This window comes from Lentzea flava, assembly GCF_014648475.1.
Lineage (GTDB): Bacteria > Actinomycetota > Actinomycetes > Mycobacteriales > Pseudonocardiaceae > Lentzea > Lentzea flava.
In genome coordinates this window covers 120223-141231 of record NZ_BMRE01000019.1, presented here as the reverse complement: position 1 = coordinate 141231, position 21009 = coordinate 120223, and the positions used below count along the sequence as shown (strand labels likewise).

Genomic DNA, 21009 nt, shown 5'->3' with positions numbered 1-21009 from the left:
ATCAGGCACGACTCGTGACGGGACCCACCCCACCAGCCCGGTATGCCAAGGACTGCTCGCCTGCGGCTTCGCTTGGGGCTCGCCTGCGGCTTCGCCGCTCGGCCTCGCCTTCGCGAGAGGTCTGGTGCCTGGGCCGCTTGCCGCAGACCTCTGGCCGGTGGGCGCTTGTGACCCGAAAGAGGGCCGTGGGTTGGGCCTTGGCGTGGGAAAATTGGTCCGATCGAGCGAGTAAAGGTCGTGACTCCGCGAGATCTCTGTACGCCCGTTGGGAGGATCCGCCCCGCGCATTGGGACGGTGTGGTTTGCTGGCGGTAGGCTTCCGCACCGTTGCTCGCCGAGCAGGTCAGGTGGATGATTTGCCGAGCCAGGACGACGCGAGATCGTCACGTCCGGTGGGACGTGACGAGGTGGCGCGCGGCTGGGCGGTGAAGCTCAGCCGGACCGCCTACATTCCCCTGTCGGCTGCGAAGCTGACGGAAGAGTTGCACGAGCTGCTGAACGTTGTGGCTGACGCCGTCGTTCAGGATCCGGCGATCGCTGGGGCGGTTGGTGCTCGGCTGGTGGAGATCCACTGTGTTGGGGCCGAGAGTCTGCGGACGTCTGTGGAGGTTCTGGCTCGGTTCGTGGCGCAGGAGGGGGCCGACGCTCTCACTGCGGCGTTGGTTGTGGGGGCCGTGTCGGCGGCTTATACCGGGGCCATTCAGGCGTATGTGTTGGAGCAGCAGGAGAGCATCAGTCAGGCCCTGCTCAATGCGAACCGGGCCGTGCAGCTCGACTTGCAGGCCAGCGAGGAGCGGTTCGAGGACATCTTTGCTCACTCGTCCACCGGGATTGCGATGGTCAGTCTGGACGGGGAGTTGGAGCGGGCCAACGAAGCACTGTGCGCCATCCTGAGGCGGGAGGACGTTGCCGGGATGACGCTCACGGACCTCATCGCGCCGGTTGATCTGCCGTTGATCAACGATGCCCTGGAGAGTTTGAAGTACGGGCGGATGCGGCGGGTTGAGGAGCGGCCCCGGCTCATCGATCGGGACGGGGAGCACTTCCGGGTGCTGTTGGCCGCCACTGTGCAGAAGGATGCCGAGGACAATCCCAAGCACTTCGTGGTGATGATCGACGACGACAGTCAGTTGACGTTGCTCGGCGGACGGTTGCAGTACCAGTCGTTGCACGACGCGTTGACCGGGTTGCCGAACCGGCAGTATTTGACCACCAGGCTGGAGTCGTTGCTGCACAGCGACATCGAGCACGGGGTGACGTTGTACCACCTCGATCTGGACGCGTTCGCGGTCATCACCGACGGGCTGGGGCGGGAGATCGGGGACAAGGTTCTCAAGTCCGTGGCCGAGCGGTTGAGTGCGGTTTTCGCCGGCGAGAAGGCCATGGTGGCTCGGCTCGAAGGGGACGAGTTCGCGGTTCTCGTGGAGAACGGGCCTGACACGCCGGATGTGGACTCGACGATTCGGACGATCGAGCACGAACTGGCCGAGCCCGTTTACTTTGACGGGCACGGGGTGGCCGTGTCGGCTTCGATCGGGGTGTTGCCCCGGTTGCCCACGGGTGGGCATCCGGCTGAGGTGTTGCGGGCCTCGGACATGACGTTGCGGCGGGCCAAGCGGAGTGGGCGCAGGCAGTGGGGGCTGCACGACGCCACGCTGGACAAGAGGGAGCAGGAGGAGTTCGCGCTCGCGGCTGTGATGCCGGGGGCGTGGGAGAGCGGTGAGATCGAGGTCGTGTTCAACCCCGTCATGAGGTTGGACGGGGCTGGGCGGATTTGTGTCGAGGCCGAGCTGAACTGGCGGCATCGGGATGCCGGGCTGATCGCGCACGAGAAGTGCGTGGCGATGGCCGAGCACACCGGGTTGATGTTGCCGTTGGGCGAGTGGATGTTGCGCACCGCGGCTGAGGCCGCGTGCGGGCACGACGAGATTCTTGCCGTGTGTCTGACGGAGAGCATGGCGAACAGTCCGGACCTGGTTCGGGACGTTCGGCGGGTGCTCGCGGACACCGGGTTACCCGCGGGGCGGTTGTTGCTCGGGTTTCCGGTGCACGTGCTGGCTTCGGAGGACAGCGAGGCGGCGGACAACCTGGATCTGTTGTCCGACATGGGGCTGCACATCGGCGCGCGCGACTTCACGGGCTCCACTTCGGAGATCGAGCTGGTGCGTGCGCTCGGCGTGAAGGCCGTGCGGGTGAAGGGGCGGGCGCAGAAGCCGGACGAGTTGGTGTCGCACGTGCTCAGCGACCTCGTCGGGTTCGTGCACGAGGCCGGTGGGCTCGTCGTGATCGACTCGATCGAGGACGCTGAGCAGCGTGACTGGTGGACTGAGCTCGGCGCCGACGCCGGGGTCGGGCCGGTGTTCTGCGTGGAGCCGACTACTGAGTGGCCCGACGCGGGCTGAGGTGGACGAGGATCAGCGCGAAGCCCGCGATGGTGACCATGCGCAGGGCCGCGGCGATGCCGTTCCAGTCCTTCGACTGCCACATCGCGAACCACTCGCCGCCGATGGTGATGAAGCCGCCGAGGAACAGGGCCATGATCATCAGCAGGCCCGCTGAGGCGAACGTGCGGGCGCTGTCCTCCTTGCCGCGGAGGTAGGCGATGGTGCCGGCGGTCAGCAGGACCGCGGAGATCGCCTCCCAGAGGATGATCGCGACGTAGACGATCGTGACGACGGCGGGGCTGGTGATGGCCCGCCACTTCAGTTCCTTGCCGAACGTGGTGTCCATGGCGAGGACGTGTTTCACGAACGCCTCGTTCGTGCCGTAGTCCGTGACGTTGCCGAGGACCACGAGAAACATGTTGAGGGCGATGAACCCGACGGTCACCGCCACAACCGCGCGCAAGCTGCCGACCCGAGCAAGAAGACGCATGGCGCGGACAGTAACCGATAGGGTGCTGCCAGTGAGTCGCGTTTGTGTCGTCTCCCACCGGCTGGGTGGGTTCGACGGGGTCAGCGTCGAGGCGGCGAAGTGGGCGGACGCCTTCTCGGCCCTCGGCTGGGAGGTCACGCTCGCGGCCGGGTTCTTCGCCTCCGGGTCCGGTGTGGTCGTTCGCGGCATGTGGGCCGATCGGCCAGGTGGTGATCCGCCGCCGGTGGACCACGCGTTGATCAAATCGCTCTGCACCTCCCATGACCTGGTCGTTCTCGACAACGCGGGCTCGCTGTGGAGCGCGCCGGAGGCCTCGGTGGCGTGGGAGGAGCACGCTCTCGCGGCCGGCGTGCCGGTGATCCTGCGGCACCACGACCCGGCGTGGCAGCGCGTCCAGTTGAGACCCGTCGAGGGTGACGTCGTTCCGCTGCACCACCCGGCACACTTGCACGTTCTGATCAACTCGCTGACCGAGCGGGAGTTCCTCGCGCGCTGGCCCTCGTTGCGCACGCGGGTCGTGCACAACCGGGTCGACGTCGCGGGGCTCGCGGGTGGTGATCGGGCCGGCACCCGCGCCGCCCTCGGCGTTGACCCCGACGACTACCTGGTCGTGCATCCGGCGCGGGTCGAGGGGACGTCGAAGAACATCCCGGGCGCTGTCGAGTTCGTCCGCGCACTGTCCGCGCGTCGTGACCGCGTGCGGTACTGGCTGACCGACGACGCGCCTTGTGCTGCGGTGGACGGACTTCCCGGCGTTGTGCGCGGCCGGGTCGCTTCGCCCGCCGATCTCTACGCGGCTGCTGATCTGGTGCTGCTGCCGTCCACTTGGGAGGGCTGGGGGCTGCCGGTGTGCGAGGCGGCCGCGGCGTCCAGATTCGTGGTGGCGGGCCCGTATCCGGTGCTGGACGAGATCCGGGCGTTGGGGCTGACCGTGTTCGATCCCGGTGACGTCGACGGGCTGCTCGCTGCGTCGAGCGACGTTCTCGCGGCCAATCGTGCTGCGGTGCAACGGCATCTGGACCTGCGAGAGCTTCCCGGGGTGCTGGAGGAGCTGATCGAGGAGGCCGTGCGGTGCCGGTGATCTCGGTCCTCACCCCGGCTCACCCCGGCCGCGCGCAGTACGTGCGTGAGGCAGGCGAAAGCCTTGCCCGGCAACAACTTCCGGACGGCTGGGCGCTGGAGTGGATCGTTCAGGAGGACGCGGTCACGGCGGAGCTCGACCTCGCCGCGTTCCCGTTCGCCCGCCACGAGCTCAACGGCGAACGGCTCGGCATCGCGATCACCAGGAACCTCGCGCTGACCAGGGCGTCCGGCGAGCTCGTGCACGTGCTCGACTCCGACGACCGGCTGCTGCCGGGTGCGCTGGCGGTCGCGGTCAAGGCGTTCCAGGACTTCCCGGACATCCACTGGGTGGCGACGCAGGCCGACGACCTGCTGCCGGACGGGTCGAGGAAGGCCTTCGACCCGTTGATCCAGCCCGGCTACCTGAAGGCGGGCGCGGTCAACGACTACGTGCTCGCGCACATCGACGACCACGGCATGGGGCGCTGGCCGTTCCACCACGGCTGCATGACGATGCGCGCGGACACCGTGCGTGCGCTCGGTGGCTGGGCGGCGATCCCGCGTTCGGAGGACGGGCTGCTGCTCGCCGCCCTGTGCGAGGTGGCGCCCGGCTACTTCACGCCGGAGGTGACGTGGCTGGTTCGCCAGCACGACACCAGGACGTCGCGGTCCGGCGACTGGCATCGGTTGCTGCCGCAGTCGATGGCCATGATCCGCCGCCGGATCGAGGCTGTGCGCACGGGGCTTCGGGTTTCCGCTGCGGGGGGTTTTGTTCCCGCGGTTCGCGGGTGAAGGCGCATGTCTGGTGGCGCGGTTGCGGTCGGCTTGGCGTCGGCCGGTCCGGCGCTAGCGCACGTCTTCGGTCTTCAGTTGCGGCAGGCGTTCTTCCCGCGGTTCGCGGGTGAAGGCGCATGTCTGGTGGCGCGGTTGCGGTCGGCTTGGCGTCGGCCGGTCCGACGCCCAGGTCGTCCGGATCGGGGCTATGCGCACGGGTCCTCGAACTTCAGCTGCGGCAGGCGTTCGTCCCACAGCTCGCGGGTCAGCGCGCCGCGCGTGGTCGCGCAGATGCGGTCGGCCTGGTCGGACACGTCGAGGTCCCACAGCCGGCCCGCGCCGTCGTTCGAACCGGTGCCCAGGACGCGCCCGACCGGGCCGAACTGGACGTGCGTCTCGCTGTTGTAGTCGACGATGATCGGCTGACCGAGCGGGGCCGCGGCTGCGGGATCGCTGACGTCCCACAGCCTGATCGTCTTGTCCGCGCTGCCGCTGGCGAGGGTCCTGCCGTCCGGCGAGAGCGAGATCGAGCTGATCAGTCCGGTGTGGCCGGTGAGCACGCCGAGCCGCTTCGGGTGTTCCCGGTCGCTGACGTCCCACAGCCTGATCGTCTTGTCGCCGCCCGCGGTGATGAGCGTCCTGCCGTCCGGCGTGAACGTGCCCTGCATCACCGGGTCGTGGTGGTCGCCGATCGGGCTGCCGAGCAGCCGGGCGTGCGCGGGATCCGTGACGTCCCACAGGCGGAACGTGCCGTCGCTGCTCGCCGAGACGAGGGTCTTGCCGTCAGGGCTGAACCCGACGCCGTTCATCCACCCGTCGTGGCCGAGCAGCGGCTGGCCGATCTTGACCGGCCTGGCCGGGTCGCGGATGTCCCACAGCTGCAGTGACTTGTCGTCGTTGCCGGTGACCATGACGGTGCCGTCCGGGTTCAGCCCCAACGGTGAGGAGAACCGCGTGTTCAGCCTGATCGGCTCGCCCAGTCCTACCGTGTGTTCCGGGTTGCTCACGTCCCAGAGCCGCACCGTCTTGTCGCCGGCCGCGGTGACCATCACCTTGCCGTCCGGCGTGAACTCCGGCTGGCCCACGCCCCACTCGTGGCCGAGCAGCGGTGGCCCGACCTGCTTCGGGCCGTCGGCGTTCGAGATGTCCCACAGCCGCACCGACCTGTCGCCAGACCCGGTCGCGATCAGCTTGCCGTCCGGCCGGAAGCCCGGGTTGGACACCCGTGCGGCGTGCCCGAGCAACATGTTGTGCGGCAACGACCACAGGCGCACCGAGTTCTCGTTCGCGCCGGTCGCGAGATAGTGGCCGTCCGGCGAGAAACCGACGGCGAACACGCCGCCGCTCAGCGCCGCGAGCGGCCTGCCGAGCTGGGTCGCCGCCGCGGGGTTGCCGAGGTTCCACAGGCGTGCGGTGCTGTCGCTGCCTCCGGACGCCAGCACCTTGCCGTCCGGACTGAACTTCACCGACCACACGGAGGCCGTGTGCCCGACGAGCGCCTGGCCGACCGGGTTCTGCGTCGCCGGGTCCCACAGCCTGACCGTCTTGTCGTCGCTGCCGGACGCCAGCAGCTTGCCGTCCGGGCTGAACGCCACGGTGTGGATGCCGTCGGTGTGGCCGGTCATCGGCTTGCCGACCCGCGTCCTGGTGGCCACGTCCCACAACCGGACCGTCTGGTCGTCGCCCGTGGTGGCGAGGAGCTTGCCGTCCGGGCTGAACGCGAGCGAGCGGACCGGCGACGTGTGGTCGCGCAGCGGTTCGCCGAGCGGCTTGGCGTCGGCGGGGTTGCTCACGTCCCACAGCCGGGCCGACTTGTCGTCGTTCGCCGCCGCGAGGGCCTTGCCGTCCGGGCTGAACTCCAGCAGGTAGCTGGTGCCGTTGCCCGTCTCGATCTTCTTGATCTCCTTCGGCTGCGCCGGGTCGCGGACGTCCCAGAGCCGGATGGTCTTGTCCGCGCCGGTTGTCGCGAGAACGGTGCCGTCCGGGCTGAAGACCGCGGAGCTGAGCCAGTCGCCGTGCCCGGTGAGCACGGCGAGCGGCTTCGGGTTCGCCTTGTCGCGCACGTCCCAGAGCCGCGCGGTGCGGTCGTAGCTCGCGGTGGCGAGGACCGTGCCGTCCTTGTTGAACGTCGTCAGGTAGACGGCGCCGGTGTGGCCCTTGAGCGGGATGGCGAGCGGGGACTGCTGCATGGCGAGGAGCCGCGAGTTGACGCCCTGGTCGTCCGGGCGCAGCCGGTGCGCGGCGAGCAGCAGCTGCGCCGACAGCGAGGGATCGGCGTCGAGCACCCGCGCCGCCTCGGCGGTGACCTGGGAGAACTGCGCGTCGTCACGTTGCCGCACGGCGATCACCGCCGCACCGGCCGCGATCAGCGCGAACACCGCCACCAGTGCGATGGCGCTCCTGCGCAGCCAGAGGCTCTTGCGGTGCTGCCGTTCCGAGGCGCGCACGAAGTCCCTGGCGACAGCGGTGACCTCCTGCTGGTGCCGCACACCCTCCAGCCGTGCGCCGCGGTAGAGCAACGACGAGTCGCGGCCGTGTTCCGACCACGTCGTCGCGTCCTCCTCCAGCCTCTGCCGGGTGAGGTTGCCTGCGCGGTCCTCGTCGATCCAGCTGCGCAGGCGCGGCCACGCGTGCAGCAACGCCTCGTGCGTGATCTCGACGCTGCCGGCGTCGAGCGTGATCAGCCGGGCCCTGGTGAGGACCTCGAGCGCTCGTTCGGTCGCCGGCAGGTTGGTGCTCGCCTCCAGCAGGCTGTGGCGGCTCGACCTGCGGCGGGTGTCCTGCGTGTCGTCGCCGACCCTGACCAGGCGCAGGAGCAGCTGCTTCGCGGCCGCCCTCGCCGGTTCGTCGAGGTCGGACCAGGCGCGTTCGGCGGTGGTGGCGACGGCGCCCTGGATGCCGCCAGCCGCCCGGTAGCCGGAGATCGTGAGGCGACCGGCCTGCCTGCGCTGCCACGTGACCAGCAGCGCGTGGCTGAGCAGGGGAAGCGCACCGGCGTCGTAGGCGTCCTTGCCGCGGCGGTTGTGCGCGCCCAGGTCGCGCAGCAGGAGGTCGACGAGACCTGGTTCGAGCTGCAGGCCGGCGGCCTTGGCCGGGTTCGTCACGGCGTCGCGCACCTCGGCAGCCGACATCGCGCCGAGCACCATCTGCCTGTTCTGCAGGGCGTCTGCGAGCTCGGGGAAGTCGAGGCAGCGGGCGTAGAAGTCGGCCCGCACGCCGAGCACGACCGCCGTCTTCTCCGCCGCCGCGTGCAGGGCCTGCACGAAGACGCGCAGCCGGTTCTCGTCGCCGCCGAGCGTGAACGCCTCCTCGAACTGGTCGACGATCACCACCCGGTCGCCGACCGCGAGCTGCACCTCGTGCGCGAACTCGATCAGCATCTCGGAATCGGCGGCGGCCTCCAGCGTGAGAATCAGCTCCGGCACCTGGAGCGCGAACTCCTTCAGCGGATCGGTGCCGGGAGAAATGACGATGGCGTCTTTGCTCAGCCGCGGCAGCACGCCCGCTTTCATCAAACTGGATTTTCCGGCGCCGGACGCTCCGACGAGCATCGTGATGCCGTTTTCGCCAATTCTGGCGAGAAGCGCGTTCGTCGCCCTTTCCCGTCCGAAGAACCAGTTCGCGTCCTGCGGCCCGAATGCGCTCAGGCCCATGTACGGGCAGACCGCGCTGTCTTCCTGAGGGGGTGTGTCCGTGTCGGTGACAGGGCTGGCGAGCGCCTCCTCCCAGAGGGTGCGCCACGCGTCCAGGTCGTACAGCCCGTCGATCGCGGGCTGGGGCTTCCGCTTGCGCGCCTCGCCGACGAGGATCTCGAGGACGGCGCTCAGCCCGCTGAACTTGGCGGGGACGTTGCGCCCGCGCCGCCAGTCGCTGACGCGCTGAGCCGGTACGCGGACCGGTCTGCCCTGCTCGTCCGTTCGGCGGGCACGGGCAACCGACTCCGTGACCCGCTTCAGGGGTGGGTCGCCTGCCTCCGCGTAGAGCAGCGCAAAGCGCTCCGCGAAGACGCCACGGGGTCCCAAGCGGCCTCCACCTCGTCCGGACCGGAAAACTCCGACCGCCCGTCTGAGCTGCGGTGCAGGCACCGGACAGGCCGTCTGCAGCCCACCCTAACGAGGTGGTCTGACAACCTCGACCCCACGTCCTTCACAAGACCGGGAGACCGTCACAGTGGTAGTGGCTGACTGGGGCAAAACTTCCACGGCTGAGGAGCGCTGGGGGTCTCCTCAGCCGTGGCCTCGCCCGAGCGAATGGCAGGGTGCCGCCTGCTAGGTCAGGCCGCCTTCCACAGCGCATCCGCTTCTGGTTGCTTGGGCTGAACCCGGTTCGGGTCGGGCAGGTACGTCTCCGTCGGCAGCGTCACGTAGGTGATGCTCTCCGGCTTCAACGCGGTGAGCTTGCCCGCGAGGTCGGCCAGTTCGGCGATCGATCCGAGCTCCTCGTCCGTCACGATCGATTTCGTGAGAATGTCGGCGAGGGTGAACGTTTTCTGCGGGCTGGCGAGCCAGTTCTCGTTGGCGAGTTTTTCACTCAACGCCCGCATGAACAGCTGCTGGTTCTTGATTCGGTTGAGATCGCTGCCGTCGCCGATGCTGTAGCGCGTCCGGACGAATGCGAGCGCCTGCGTCCCGTCGAGCTTCGTCGGCCCGGCGGGCACGTGCAGCCCGCTCTTCTCGTCGTCGATCGGCTCCGGGACGGTGATGTCGATGCCGCCGAGCCTGTCGATGACGTCCTTGAAACCGTTGAAGTCGATCTGCACGAAGTGGTCGATCCGGATACCGCTCATCTGCTCGACCGTCGCCACCGTGCACGCCGCCCCGCCCGTGGCGAAGGCGCTGTTGAACATGGCGATGGCGACCGGCGGGTGAGCACCGCACCTCGGCCGCGGCACCATCGTGTCGCGCGGGATGCTGACGACCCTCGCCTGATCACCGGCGGCGTTGAGCTGCACGACCATGGCGGTGTCGGACCGCCCGTCGTCCTTGCCGATCAGAAGGATGTTGAGCGGACGGCCAGGCGTCGACGGAGGCCTGGCGTTTCCGATCTCCTTCGTGAGATCGACGGTCTTGAGGTTGCCCTCGAGCCGCCAGTAGGAACCCCCGGCCACGACGCCCGCCGCGATGACCACGGCGGCCCCCGAGACCGCGAGCCATCGTTTCAAGTGGACGTTCATACCTCCGACGGTCCCGGCTGTTTGTCCGGATCCCGTCGGTGGTTCGTCATGGTTGTGTCACAGCGTGCCTCAGTTGGTCGAGGAAGACGTCCTTGTCGGCCGTGACGGCGTACTTGGCCTTCGTACGTCCGGTGCCGATGTCTCGGCCGAACGGGCTGCCTTCTGCCAGGAAGCGCCGATCGGCGACGATCGCGCCGCGCGTGTAGCGGCCGGTGAGCTCGATCGCGAACCGGTCCTCCGCGTACGTGGCGAGCTCGGGGTAGAGCATGATCGCCGCGGCCAGCGGGTCGTGCGGCACGAAGCCGGCCTTGCCGAGGAAGCTCTCGTAGAAGTCGGCGTAGAACCTGAGGAACTGCCTCGCATAGTTGTCGTGCGGGAGCGCTTCCAGCCACTCGCCCGGCGCGTGGCTGTCCATCGTGACGTCGAGGCCCACGATCGTGAGGTCCTCGAAGCCGGCACCGAGGACGAGGTCCGCCGCCTCCGGGTCGTGCCAGAAGTTGGCCTCGGCGTAGCTCGTGATGTTGCCGGGCACGTTGAGCGCGCCGCCCATGACCACGACTTTGTTCAGGAGCTGAGGAAGGCGTGGCTCGATCTGCAGCGCCAGCGCCACGTTGGTGAGCGGCCCGATCGCGAGCAGGTTGAGCTCGCCGGGCTCCTGGCGTGCTCTGGCGGCGAGCTGTTCGGCGGCGCTCTGTTCGACGTGGGTTGTCGTGGGGACGTCTCCCGCGTACCCGCCGAGCCCGTCCTCGCCGTGCACGTCCTCGGCGGTCATGAGCGGCTGGGCCAGCGGTTTCGCCGCCCCCATGGCCACAGGTGCGTTGATGCCCAACCGTTCGGTGAGCCTGAGCGCGTTGGCCGTCGCCACCTCGACCGGCACGTTGCCGTGCACCGTGCCGATGGCGACTATTTCGGTGTCGGGCTGCGCGCGCAGGTAGTACAAAGCGAGGGCGTCATCGATGCCGGGGTCCGCGTCGACGATGATCCGCATGGACCCGATCATGCCATTGGGGGATGACATGACAGTCCGTCTCGCAGAACCTGCCGACGCACCGGCCGTGGCCTCGGTGCACGTGCTGTCGTGGCAGGCCACCTACCGCGGCCAGATCCCGGACGACGTGCTCGACAACCTCGAGGTGGAACGCAGCCAGGCGATGTGGGAACGCGCCATCCCGCGCGGCGAGGTGTGGGTGGCGCTGGCCGGCGACGAGGTCGTCGGCTTCGCCTGCACCGGCCCCTCCCGTGAGGTCGAGGGGATCTTCCAGCTGTACGCGATCTACTTCCTGCCGTCCGCGTGGGGGAGCGGCCTGGCCGCGCCACTGGCACAGGCCGCTCTCGGCGATGCCCCGGACACGATCGTCTGGGTGCTCGAGGACAACGGGCGGGCTCGCCGCTTCTACGAGCGCCTCGGTTTCGTCGTGGACGGCACCACGCGCGACGAGACCTTCGGTTCGACCGTCGTGAAGGAGATCCGCTACCGGCGTCAGGGCGTGAAGCCACCCCACACGGCGTGATCACGGCCGGCTGCCGTGGCCATCACGCCGTAGCGGTCCGCCTTCCCGTCGCGAGCGCCGCGGGTGTGGTTGTACTGCACCGCGAAGACCTGCTGTGCCGCCGGTACCGTGCGGCCAGGCTTGAGGTCCCAGCGGTACACCACCTCACCGTCGATCTCCTGCACGGTGACGGTGAAGTCGTCAGCCGGGGCGGTCTGCCACTGGCCGGAGCTCTGCACGCCGCCGGTCTGAGCGATGTGCACCTGCACCGTGAGCTTCGTCAGCGGCTGGGTGACGTCGAGGACGAGCTTGTCCTGGGTCCAGAAGGTGTGACTGTTCGGGTCGACGGTTCCCTTCGACGACAACGGTCCGTCCGACAGCCTGTTTCCCGTGGTCGACGGCGGGTTCGTGGTGCCGGGCGGCTGCCCGGTCGCGACCGGTGGAGGCTCCTGGCTGCGGGTGGGACCGGGTGACGTGCTGGTCGTGCTCGACGTGCTCGTCGTGCTCGGTGCGGCGGGGATGGTCTCCGCCGGCGGGCCGGTGCGGACGATTCCCGCGAAGGCGATTCCCGCGGTGACCAGGACCCCGGCCGCCGCCACGCCGGCGAGCGTCACCTTGGACCACGACCTGGCGATGCCGGACGCCGGCCGAACCGCCGCGGTGGTGGCCATGCCGCGGTTGACGCGGGCGAGCATCCGGGCGCGGTCGGGCTGATGTGCTTCGGCCGCCTCCCGCAGCTGCCTGCTGATCTGCTCGTTCACCGGCTCACCCTCCCCGCTGCCACGTTCCCGGCTGCCCGTGCGCCGAGCACGCGTTCCAACTCGGCCATCCCCTTCGAGGTCTGGCTCTTCACCGCACCGACCGAGATCCCCAGCGCCAGCGCGGTGTCGGACTCCGACAGGTCGAAGGCGTGCCGGAGGACGACGCAGGCCCGCTTGCGGAACGGCAGCCGGTCGAGGGCCGCCCGGACGTCCATCACCGCGGCGACGTCCGGGTTCTGCACCTCCTGAGGGCCACGAGACCAGAACAGAGCGATCCGCCGCCGTTCCCGCGTCGCGGCGCGGATGCGTTCCCGCGCCATGTTCGCGACCACACCGCGGGCGTACGCGAGCGGGTGCTCCGCCTCGCGCAGCCGGTCCCAGCGCTGCCACAGGGCGACCAGCGCGTCCGCGGCGAGGTCGTCCGCGGCGTTCGCCTCACCGGTCAGCAACCAGGCGAGGCGCGCCAGCTCGGCGTGGTGTCGCTCGAAGAAGTCGTGAAACTCCGCCGATCTGCGGTCGACGACCATGGTTCTCGGTTGCCCTCTCCCGGTTATGACTGTTCGCCGAGCAGCACACCGCGGCCGTTGGAGCCTACGTACACGCGGCCGAACACCTCGGGATCGCCCGTGATGACGCCACCGATGGCACCACCGAACTGCGTGCGGTCGTCGTTGATCCTCGTCCAGGCCGAGCCGCCGTCGACGGACCGGAAGATCCCGGCGACGCCGTTCACCGTGCCGATGAGGAAGACGGTCTGCTGGCGGGCACCGGGCGCGGCCTTGCCGAAGCCGATGCCGCCGGCGCTGTCCACACCCTTCAGCTTCGTGAAGCTCGCCCCGCCGTCGGTGGAGCGCAGGAGCCCGCCGCCGTGCGTGAGCCACAGATCCCCGGCGCTGCCGGCCTTGAGCCCTCCGTCGGCCAGACCGCTGGCGCGCGCGGCGAAGCTCCTGCCACCGTCGGTGCTGACGAACAGGGTGCCGCGGCTGAGCGCGTAGAAGGTGTTCGCCGTGGCGCGATCGGCGACGACCTGCGTGCCGGAGGGCAGGCCGGACGCCGCCTTCCAGGTGCGGCCCTGGTCAGTGGAGACGTGCGGCAGCTGCCCGGAAGCGGTCCACACCACGGTGGCTCCGTCGGCCGAGATCGCCACCGTGCCGCCGCCTGCCCCGCTGACCGGGGCGCCGGCGAACCCCGTCCAGGTGGCGCCACCGTCGTTAGAGAAGGCGCCGCGCGCCTCGCTGCCGTAGCCGACGCGAACGACGACGTTCGGCTTGGCCTGCGCGAAGTCGATGCCGGTGGTGTTGGTGAAACGCGGTCCGGACGAGGCTGCGGCCGGCACTGCGTTCAGGTCGTCGTGGCGGAACCCGCCGATGTCACCGAGAGCGCTGATCAGCTTGCCGCCCGGCGGTGCGATCAGCCCGAGAACCGCGGTCTCCTCCAGCCCCTTGACCGGAATCGTCCAGTGGGTGGAGCCGCCCTTGTCCGCCGCTGTCACGTCCTTGCTCGCCCACAGACCCGATCCGGTGCCGTAGATGACGTGACCGGAGTCGAAGGGATCGATCGCCAGCGCGCCCATCCAGTGTCCGATGTGGTCGCCTACGTACGGCGCTCCGGACGCGTCGCGCACCGACTTGTCACCCAGTGCGTTCCAGGTGGCGCCACCGTCGGTGGAGCGGAACAGCTCGTCCGACGGCCACCAGCGGTCGAGTGTCGTGACCATCACCGTGCCAGGTCGCTGGGGGTCCACCGCGAGGCCCGCGTAGCCGAAACCGTTGCCGGGCAACGGTGAGATGTCCTTCCAGGCGCCGTCGTACTTCCACACCGAACCGGCCTTCACCCCGTTCGGTCCTGGCGCGTCGGTGTAGGTCAGGTACAGCGATCCGTCACCGGACAGCACGCCGTGGTGCGGCAGTTGACCGGTGGGCTGACCGGGCACGGCCTGCCAGGTGGAGCCGCCGTCGGTCGAGCGGTACAGCGACGTGGTCCTGTCGGCGACACCCACGTAGATGGTCTTGCCGGACCCGAAGGTCACGAAGGACAGGCCGACTCCGCTGCTGCCGCCGTCCTTGACCGGGAAGCTTCCGACCTGGTTCCACGTCACGCCGAAGTCGGTGCTGCGCCACAACCCGTTCTTGCGGGTGCCCAGGTACAACGTGCTGTGGTCGGCCGGGTCGATCGCGAGCCGCTCGCCCATGGACCGGCCGTCCTCGTTGCTGCCCAGCTTGAACGGCAGGCTGGTGCGCTGGAACGTCCTGCCCTGGTCGGTCGAGCGCAGGATCGAGGCGTTGCCCGCCCACTCGTTGGTGTAGGTGCCGGCCGCGAGGTACAGGCGTTCCGGGTCGACCGGATCGGTCGCGATGCTCTCGATGCCGAGGAGGTTCCAGTCGCCGGCCCAGTCGGTCAGCGGGATCCACTGGCCGGCCTTGGCGTCCCAGCGGTACGCGCCACCCATGTCGGTGCGCGAGTACAGCAGGTCCTTGCGGCTGGTGTTGAAGACGAACCCGGTGACGAAACCGCCGCCCGCGATCGGCACGTTGCGCCAGGAGTACCGGCCGGACGGTGCCGGGGCCGGTGCCGCGGAGGTGGTGGTCGGGGAAGGCTTCGGCTGCGCGATCGGCGCGGGAGGCTTGGGAGTGGCGGCGGTGGCCGACTTCGCGAGCTTCCACCGTTGCCCGGCGTCGCCCCGGTCGGCGGCCTGGACGACGGCCTGGCTGTCCTCGCCCTCGTTCACGCAGAGCACCATTCCCGTGCTGCGCGAGACGATCTTCACCTCACCGTCGCCGGCCTCGCTGATCTTCCACTGCTGGGACTGCGCGCCGGTGTCGGACTGCTGTTCCACGGCGGTGTCGCGGACTCCCAGCACCTTGGCGCTGTTGTGGTTCACCAGCTGGTAGAAGCCGTTCTCCACCGGCCTGACCCGCCACTGCTGGCTGGCGGAACCGCTGGTGGGCTGCTCCTGCTGGATCCGGACGCCGTCCGCGTCGTCCGATCCGGCCACGTCCAGTGCGTTGCCGCTCTTCGCCGACACGAACTGGTAATAGGCGGCGGCGTCCACGGACACCGCGTCCACGTCGTCCCGCGCGTACAGATAGGACAGACAGGAACCGGCGACCGCCGAGGCGGTCAGCGCCGCGGCGATCATCTTCCGGTGGCGGGTGCGTGGCCGCCTCCGGTCCGGTGTGGACACGGGCTTCTTCATCGCAGCAACTCCCAGGGCTCGATCGTCTTCAGCGCCTGGTTGCCGCAGCGGGCGGAAAGGTTTCCGTCCTGGCGGAAGTTTCTGTTATTTGCCCGTGTGGTGATCGAGGATCGCCGTGACGAGCGGCCGCGTGCTGGCCGGCGGTCCGTCCGCGCCCATCGCCTGCGCGGTGCTGTTCGTGCCCTCCCAGATGATCGACAACTGGTCGGCGAGCACCTCGGGCTCGGCAACCCCGAGCCGTGCCGCCAGTTCGCCGAACCGCTCGCGCACCCACTTCTTGGCGGCGACCGCGCCCTGATGAGCGGGCAGCGCGTCGTCGGGGAACTCGGCGAGCGTCATCATGCAGGCGCATCCCCGGAACACCTCGGGCCGGATGTCCTCGGCGAGCGCGTCGAACATGGCGAGAATGCCCGCACGAGCGTCGGGGCCGGCCTTCGCGACAGCGGCGTCGAAGCGCTCCTGCGCCTGTTCCCTAGACCGGGCAACGTAAGCCGCGACGAGGTCGTCCTTCGTGGCGAACGCGCGGTAGAGCACGTTGGGCGAGACCCCGGCCTCCGCCGCGATCTTGTCCACACCGGTCGCACGGATGCCGTGCCAGTAGAACAGCCGGCTCGCGACGTCGAGGACGAGCTCCCTGGTCTCGGCCGCCGTCCGGCGCATCGCGGATCTCCTCTTGCTCGTTGCTCGTGCCGCACGCTAGCGTACCCATTTTGTAAGGGAACGTTCCCTTACAACTTTCTGAGGGGATGAGGATGGACAGGACAGCACTCGTGACCGGCGCCTCGCGCGGCATCGGCCGTGCCATCGCCGAGCGCCTGGCCGCGGACGGCGCACTGGTGGCCGTGCACTACGGCAGCAACAAAGCCGCCGCACTGGAGACCGTCGCCGCCATCGAGACAGCCGGCGGCCACGCGTTCCCGATCGAAGCCGACCTGGCGCGAGCCGACGGCGTCGACCTGCTGATCGAAGGACTCACCGAAGGCCTCGACGGCCGGCCGCTGGACATTCTCGTGAACAACGCCGCGGTGTTCGGCCCCGGCATCGACGCAACTCCCGACGAGTTCGACCGCGTCTTCCGGGTGAACGTGCGCGCGCCGTTCTTCATCATCCAGAAGGCGTTGCCTCTGCTGCGTGACGGCAGCCGAATCATCAACGTTTCATCGGGTGTCACCTGGTTCGCGGTGCCCGAGGCGGTCTACGCCATGACGAAGGGCGCGCTGAACGTGCTCGGCCGCTCACTGGCGAACACCCTGGGGGACAGGGGAATCACCGTGAACACGGTCTCCCCCGGCATCACCCGCAGCGACATGAACACCTGGCTCGACGAGCTGCCGGGGGCCGCGGAGGGCGTCAGGAAGATCGTCGCACTCGGCCGGGTCGGTGAGGCGGCCGACATCGCCGACGCGGTCGCGTTCTTCACCACGCCGGACAGCAGGTGGGTCACCGGTCAGGTTCTGGAGGTCAACGGCGGCCTCTACCTGGGGCCGAGGGCACCGTTGCACCACTGACGATCAGACTGCCGTGCACCACTTCGAGGTGCCCGTGGGGCGACCGTGCGCCGAACTCGTTCCACGGACAGCACCACGAACGGTACGAGACAAGATCAGCCCTCTACCGCATTGCTGCTGGTAGAGGGCTGATTTCACCCGGCGAAAGGTGGTGCCCCAGGGCGGGTTGGTGGCATGCCGTCTCCTTGTCGACATGGATGCTCGTCGACCCGTGCTCATGATCGGTGGCAAGGCGGCGAAGCCGGCGCGGCAGTCGAGCGCCAGGACCGGCAAGTCCGCGGTGACCCTGACGGCGCTCGTCGGGAGCTGCTGGCCGGCATGGCTCTATGGGTTGAGCTCGTCGGCTGGAGCAAGGCCGGAGGACGGCGCGCAGCGCCGCCCGGCCGACCGGCGCAGCGAAGCGGATGCCGGGAGTGCCGGGATGGAAGGTGTTCGCCGTACGCGCGGAGCGTGCCGCCAGCGGCGGCCTTGATCCCGTAGAGCGGAATTCGGCAGCTGACTGCTAGTTGCCTTCGATCCAGTCGACGGGGACAAGTTTTTTTCCGTCGCGCCATCGCTCGACAACGGCATCTTGAAACCAATCCGTGTCCAGATCAGCGTGATCGAGCACGATCGCCTGAAAAGCGCCATCAGCTTCCTCGATCAGGTCCCTCACAATGCCGAGCATCTTCGATAGGGCAGCGCGGTCCTCATCTGCCATCTCGGCTTCATCTGGGCGCCGATCCGGTGGGAAGTAGACCTGCGACGGCTGATCTAGTACAAGAAATCTAGGGACAGGCCGCCGTTGTTGAATGAAGAAGCGATGCATGGCCACCAAGGTGGCAACATGATAACCGAGCCAGTTTTCACCGCTGCCGATCTGGTTGAGCTCGCGGGGGCCGCTGGGTGTGTCAAACACAACGGTAAGCCGCTTTGTGTCCAACCGAACCGGGGAGTCGGAGTGCTCAAGTTCAATTTGCTGGGCGAGCCGGTGGAGCTCTGTGGATATTCTAGAGACCGCGCTGGCTAGCCGATCTTGAACCTGCTCCGCGTCGATTTCGAACTGTAGGACCTCGATAGTTGCGATCAGACTGTTGATTTCATCTGCCAAGATGTTAGTGTCGACCGCCTGAGAAGCCCCTTCGAGGTAAAGGCTTATTCGCCCGCGAATCATTGCTCGCTGAATAGCGTCGTCGCGGGATCGTTGCAAGAGATCTTGGGACGCAACGACCGCATCGATCTCCTGCTGATTCCTGCGTAGGCGTTCGTCAATTTCGCGGATTCTATCCTCGTTCTCGGCGATTACGGTCTGAATGCCAGGTACGTTTTGACGTACCTGCCCAATCTCTCGTTCGACGCTGCGTAGTTCGCTCAAAAGATCGGAAACGCTTGTTGTTGGCTCCGCTAGTTCGGATGCGCACACCGGGCAGCGGTTCTGGTCTATCACGCCACCATCACTGATCCGAAGAAGCTCGACCGAGCGAAGTCTCGCGCCGTGTTCCGCAACCTGTTCGTTGAAACCGAAATGTGCTGAAAGAAGGTTTCGTAGATTGGTGCTCTCCGATCTGATGAGCGCAAGGTCATCGCGAAGCCGTGCGCGTTCGGAGAACAGCTCTTCAAGTCGGCCACCAGAATCATCTACTCCCTCTTCGGCAGGAGCCGACGACTCGGCGCGTGTGAGTTCCGCGAGGAAGGCTATTGCTTCAGAGTAAATTGTAGGTACCTCACCGGCGCGTGATGCGAGGCCTACCGATTGAGCCTCTCGAATGAGGGCAGTCATTCTCGGAGTAATCTCGGGCTCGACCTGGAAGTCCGACTGGGACCTCCTCAAGGTACGCAGGCGGCGTTCGGCAACCCGTAGTTCTGCCTGTTTGACAACATACTCGGGGTCTACTACGCCCAGGAAGTACGGGAGAACATCGCGAATGGATTGCGGAATGAACTGCTCACCCTGTGAGTGAAAGAGCAGCTCGGGGTTGGCGATCTCTTCCTGTGCTTGGAGGACAAAATACAACGCATGCCTAATGGTGGCTGCGAAGCGCTCTCTCGTGCCCTCCCCGGGATCGGTTAGGTTTTCTTCAATCCCTGCAATTTTGCTCAGGAAGGACCGCGCCCCGCGAATATCTGAGTTGGGTTCGAGATTCGCCAGCCTTGGGGCTGTGTCGGTCGTTTCACGGAAGCCCACATACATAGTTGTGGTGGTCTTCTTGCCGTTAGCCGGCGGTTTCCGTGCGGTGACTACAGTGCCTTGCTCCGTTGCAAGCTCCAGGGCAAACATAACCACGTTGTCGCGTATTGTGCCAGTTGGGATCGAGCAGCCTGAACTGGCAAGGCAATAGTCGATTATGTCCAGAACAGAGCTCTTTCCGGTCTTGGAGGCTCCGGTGATGACGTTCAGCTGGCCGACCTTGAACTCGATGGTTCGAGTATCGGCATCTTTTGAATAGAGGTGGATTGCGCGAACTTGAATGCTCATGGCCTCACCCCTAGAAGAGCTGAAACGGTTGCGCTAGATCCGCTCACCGCGAACCAGCGGCCTAGGTAATTGGCAGCACGCTGGCAGTCGATGACTTCCTGTGATCCTCCGCGAACCGCAGTCAGCGGGCCTGAATCTCCCGCTATGAAGAGGCCACCTGCCGTGCGCACTACGTCGTAGTTGAGTGCGAAGATCACCGATTCGTTTATGTATGGGCTGAACGATCTGGCAGATCGGGCGATCTGTGCGGTCGCGCGGGGACTCCGTGAGATCCAGGTGCTTAGCTTCGTATTTACTCGCATTGTCAGCGAAGATCGAACGGCTTCGGTGAGTGCCATGGAAACGCCGAGGTGTCCGAGTAGAAGAGGAAGCCCTTCCTTGTGCTCCTGAAAGTATCCATCTAGGCAACGCCTGAAGAGAAGCGCGAGAAAGGCAGGGTTGTAAAGCGCTATGTCTTCTCGCGCGCGGCCGATGATCGGTTTACGCATTTCCTGCTCCGGTGGGCTCAAGAAGTGCAAGCAGTCGCGCCGCGTACTCTGGATGCCATCCAACCTGTTGGCTGTCCGCTAGTATCTGGAAAGTGCCGCGAATGACGAAGCCCTCGGTGCAGTTTTCGCGGATTGGCGGAAGGTTCGCATCCTCGGCCCAGCCGTAGATCTTTTTTGCCAGACGTACCTTCTCTTCTTCGGCTGCCTCAGGGCCTAGTTCGTCTTTGAGCCGCTCGAAGACTATTCGCCACTCTTCGGTGAGTTTTCGTTCATATTTCTCTAGTTCGCCTGGATGGAGGACGTTGATACGAGACCATCGGGTTCGTTGAGCCACGGCGCGGAGATATTCTCTTACCGCTACTTGCATGCGGTATGAGCTGATCTCGGTGAGCACCATCTGTTGGACGAAGGTTCTGTTTGCGAACTCTGCGATGTCATCAGGAGTCTCGGAATTTAGGATGTCATGATCGATCGGCAGGGCGGTTGGGCCAAATCGATCTCTGACATCAGCTACGAAGCCATCGAGCTCGGCTGCATCGATAGCAGGCTTCGATTTATTCATCACCTCGATGCACTGCTGAAACCACCATCCTTCAAGGCGTTCTAGTACTGGAATAAGATGCTGCTGGCGCAGTCCGACCCGTATGGCTTGCTGAATCTTCGTTCGCACGCCGTCGATGTCATCACTTCGCGGTATTACGTAGATCGCCTGAAGAAGCGCAGTCTTCTGTTCTTTGCTTAGAAGGCGGTATGCGTCGTATGCAGATTTGTTTTTCTTGTTCGTGGAAGTTATCGAGACTGAGTCTAGTTTTGTTTGTGCGGCCGCGATATCCCTGACGGACTCATCTGCGCTCAGCAGTGCCCCGATGGAGTCAGGCGTTACGCCAGCGGTCGTCATCAAGTAGAGCTTTGTCGCAGTCGGGTCGATCGACCTTTTTCGGTATCCTTCTGACCAAATTCGAACTGTTTTCCAAAGATCTGGGTCAGAGTCTCCGAGTGTCGTCCCTGGCTGTCGTAGCTTCAACTGTCGAAGTTCTCTATTTGTGCCCGACACCTCGACGTCATCGGCGGCCTCGATGGCGATTGTCCAGTCCAAGCTATACTTGATTTGCTCCAGCGCGCGCAGAAGTGCATATCTAAATTGATAAGCATACCCAAGCGCTGATGCACTAGCTTCGAACTTCGACTGCTCACCGTCCATCGTTGTCTACCCTTCTGGTGGCAGACA

The 21009-nt window shown here is 66.8% G+C and carries 16 protein-coding genes; 5 read left to right on the top strand and 11 right to left on the bottom strand.

Annotated elements, in window-relative coordinates:
• Positions 1-392 precede the first annotated feature (392 nt).
• Positions 393-2402, top strand: a complete 2010-nt coding sequence (locus IEZ09_RS22605) for a bifunctional diguanylate cyclase/phosphodiesterase (protein ID WP_189255723.1) — start codon at positions 393-395, stop codon at positions 2400-2402.
• Here the strand turns inward: IEZ09_RS22605 and IEZ09_RS22600 are convergent.
• On the bottom strand, positions 2377-2874 hold the full coding sequence (locus tag IEZ09_RS22600; protein ID WP_189255722.1) for a DUF2165 domain-containing protein: 498 nt from the start codon (positions 2872-2874) through the stop codon (positions 2377-2379). The genes IEZ09_RS22605 and IEZ09_RS22600 overlap by 26 nt on opposite strands.
• A 31-nt stretch (positions 2875-2905) precedes the next feature.
• Between IEZ09_RS22600 and IEZ09_RS22595 the strand changes: the two genes are divergently transcribed.
• Both IEZ09_RS22595 and IEZ09_RS22590 read left to right on the top strand, forming a co-directional pair.
• Positions 2906-3955, top strand: coding sequence for a glycosyltransferase family 4 protein (locus tag IEZ09_RS22595; RefSeq protein ID WP_189255721.1), 1050 nt, complete (start codon positions 2906-2908; stop codon positions 3953-3955).
• Positions 3946-4728, top strand: a complete 783-nt coding sequence (locus IEZ09_RS22590) for a glycosyltransferase family A protein (protein WP_189255720.1) — start codon at positions 3946-3948, stop codon at positions 4726-4728. Before IEZ09_RS22595 ends, IEZ09_RS22590 begins: the two co-directional genes overlap by 10 nt.
• Before the next feature lie 188 nt (positions 4729-4916).
• Here the strand turns inward: IEZ09_RS22590 and IEZ09_RS22585 are convergent, their stop codons facing one another.
• From IEZ09_RS22585 to IEZ09_RS22575, 3 genes are all read right to left on the bottom strand, one after another.
• Positions 4917-8732 carry an nSTAND1 domain-containing NTPase gene (locus tag IEZ09_RS22585; protein ID WP_189255719.1) on the bottom strand — a complete coding sequence of 1272 codons (3816 nt, stop codon included), beginning with the start codon at positions 8730-8732 and terminating at the stop codon, positions 4917-4919.
• A gap of 251 nt (positions 8733-8983) precedes the next feature.
• The gene (locus IEZ09_RS22580) at positions 8984-9883 is read right to left on the bottom strand and encodes an LCP family protein (protein WP_189255718.1); all 900 of its coding nucleotides are present in this window, start codon (positions 9881-9883) and stop codon (positions 8984-8986) included.
• Between the two features lie 46 nt (positions 9884-9929).
• A complete protein-coding gene (locus IEZ09_RS22575; protein WP_189255717.1) occupies positions 9930-10871 on the bottom strand; it encodes a nucleoside hydrolase in 942 nt (313 codons plus the stop codon).
• A gap of 28 nt (positions 10872-10899) precedes the next feature.
• On the opposite strand from IEZ09_RS22575, the gene IEZ09_RS22570 reads away from it, so the two are divergent.
• Positions 10900-11394 carry a GNAT family N-acetyltransferase gene (locus IEZ09_RS22570; RefSeq protein ID WP_189255716.1) on the top strand — a complete coding sequence of 165 codons (495 nt, stop codon included), beginning with the start codon at positions 10900-10902 and terminating at the stop codon, positions 11392-11394.
• On the opposite strand, the gene IEZ09_RS22565 is transcribed toward IEZ09_RS22570, so the two are convergent.
• The 4 genes from IEZ09_RS22565 to IEZ09_RS22550 form a co-directional block, all read right to left on the bottom strand.
• A complete protein-coding gene (locus tag IEZ09_RS22565; RefSeq protein WP_189255715.1) occupies positions 11364-12134 on the bottom strand; it encodes a hypothetical protein in 771 nt (256 codons plus the stop codon). The two genes, IEZ09_RS22570 and IEZ09_RS22565, sit on opposite strands and share 31 nt — an antisense overlap.
• Complete coding sequence (locus tag IEZ09_RS22560; protein WP_189255714.1) at positions 12131-12661, bottom strand: SigE family RNA polymerase sigma factor; 531 nt, start codon at positions 12659-12661, stop codon at positions 12131-12133. Before IEZ09_RS22560 ends, IEZ09_RS22565 begins: the two co-directional genes overlap by 4 nt.
• Positions 12662-12684: 23 nt before the next feature.
• Positions 12685-15330 carry an RICIN domain-containing protein gene (locus tag IEZ09_RS22555; RefSeq protein ID WP_229812844.1) on the bottom strand — a complete coding sequence of 882 codons (2646 nt, stop codon included), beginning with the start codon at positions 15328-15330 and terminating at the stop codon, positions 12685-12687.
• Positions 15331-15414: 84 nt separating this feature from the next.
• Complete coding sequence (locus IEZ09_RS22550; RefSeq protein ID WP_189255713.1) at positions 15415-15990, bottom strand: TetR/AcrR family transcriptional regulator; 576 nt, start codon at positions 15988-15990, stop codon at positions 15415-15417.
• Positions 15991-16082: 92 nt separating this feature from the next.
• On the opposite strand from IEZ09_RS22550, the gene IEZ09_RS22545 reads away from it, so the two are divergent.
• The gene (locus IEZ09_RS22545) at positions 16083-16838 is read left to right on the top strand and encodes an SDR family oxidoreductase (protein ID WP_189255712.1); all 756 of its coding nucleotides are present in this window, start codon (positions 16083-16085) and stop codon (positions 16836-16838) included.
• 502 nt (positions 16839-17340) lie between these two features.
• Here IEZ09_RS22545 and IEZ09_RS22540 read toward each other — a convergent pair.
• From IEZ09_RS22540 to IEZ09_RS22535, 3 genes are read right to left on the bottom strand one after another with little or no spacing between them, the layout of a single operon-like run.
• Positions 17341-19293 (bottom strand): DUF3732 domain-containing protein, encoded by a 1953-nt coding sequence (locus IEZ09_RS22540; RefSeq protein WP_189255711.1) that lies wholly within the window; start codon positions 19291-19293, stop codon positions 17341-17343.
• A complete protein-coding gene (locus IEZ09_RS47950) occupies positions 19290-19781 on the bottom strand; it encodes a three component ABC system middle component (protein ID WP_368856169.1) in 492 nt (163 codons plus the stop codon). The genes IEZ09_RS22540 and IEZ09_RS47950 overlap by 4 nt, the downstream gene beginning before the upstream one ends.
• Entirely contained in the window at positions 19774-20982 is a 1209-nt protein-coding gene (locus IEZ09_RS22535; protein ID WP_189255710.1) for an ABC-three component system protein, read from the bottom strand. Before IEZ09_RS22535 ends, IEZ09_RS47950 begins: the two co-directional genes overlap by 8 nt.
• Positions 20983-21009: the final 27 nt, after the last annotated feature.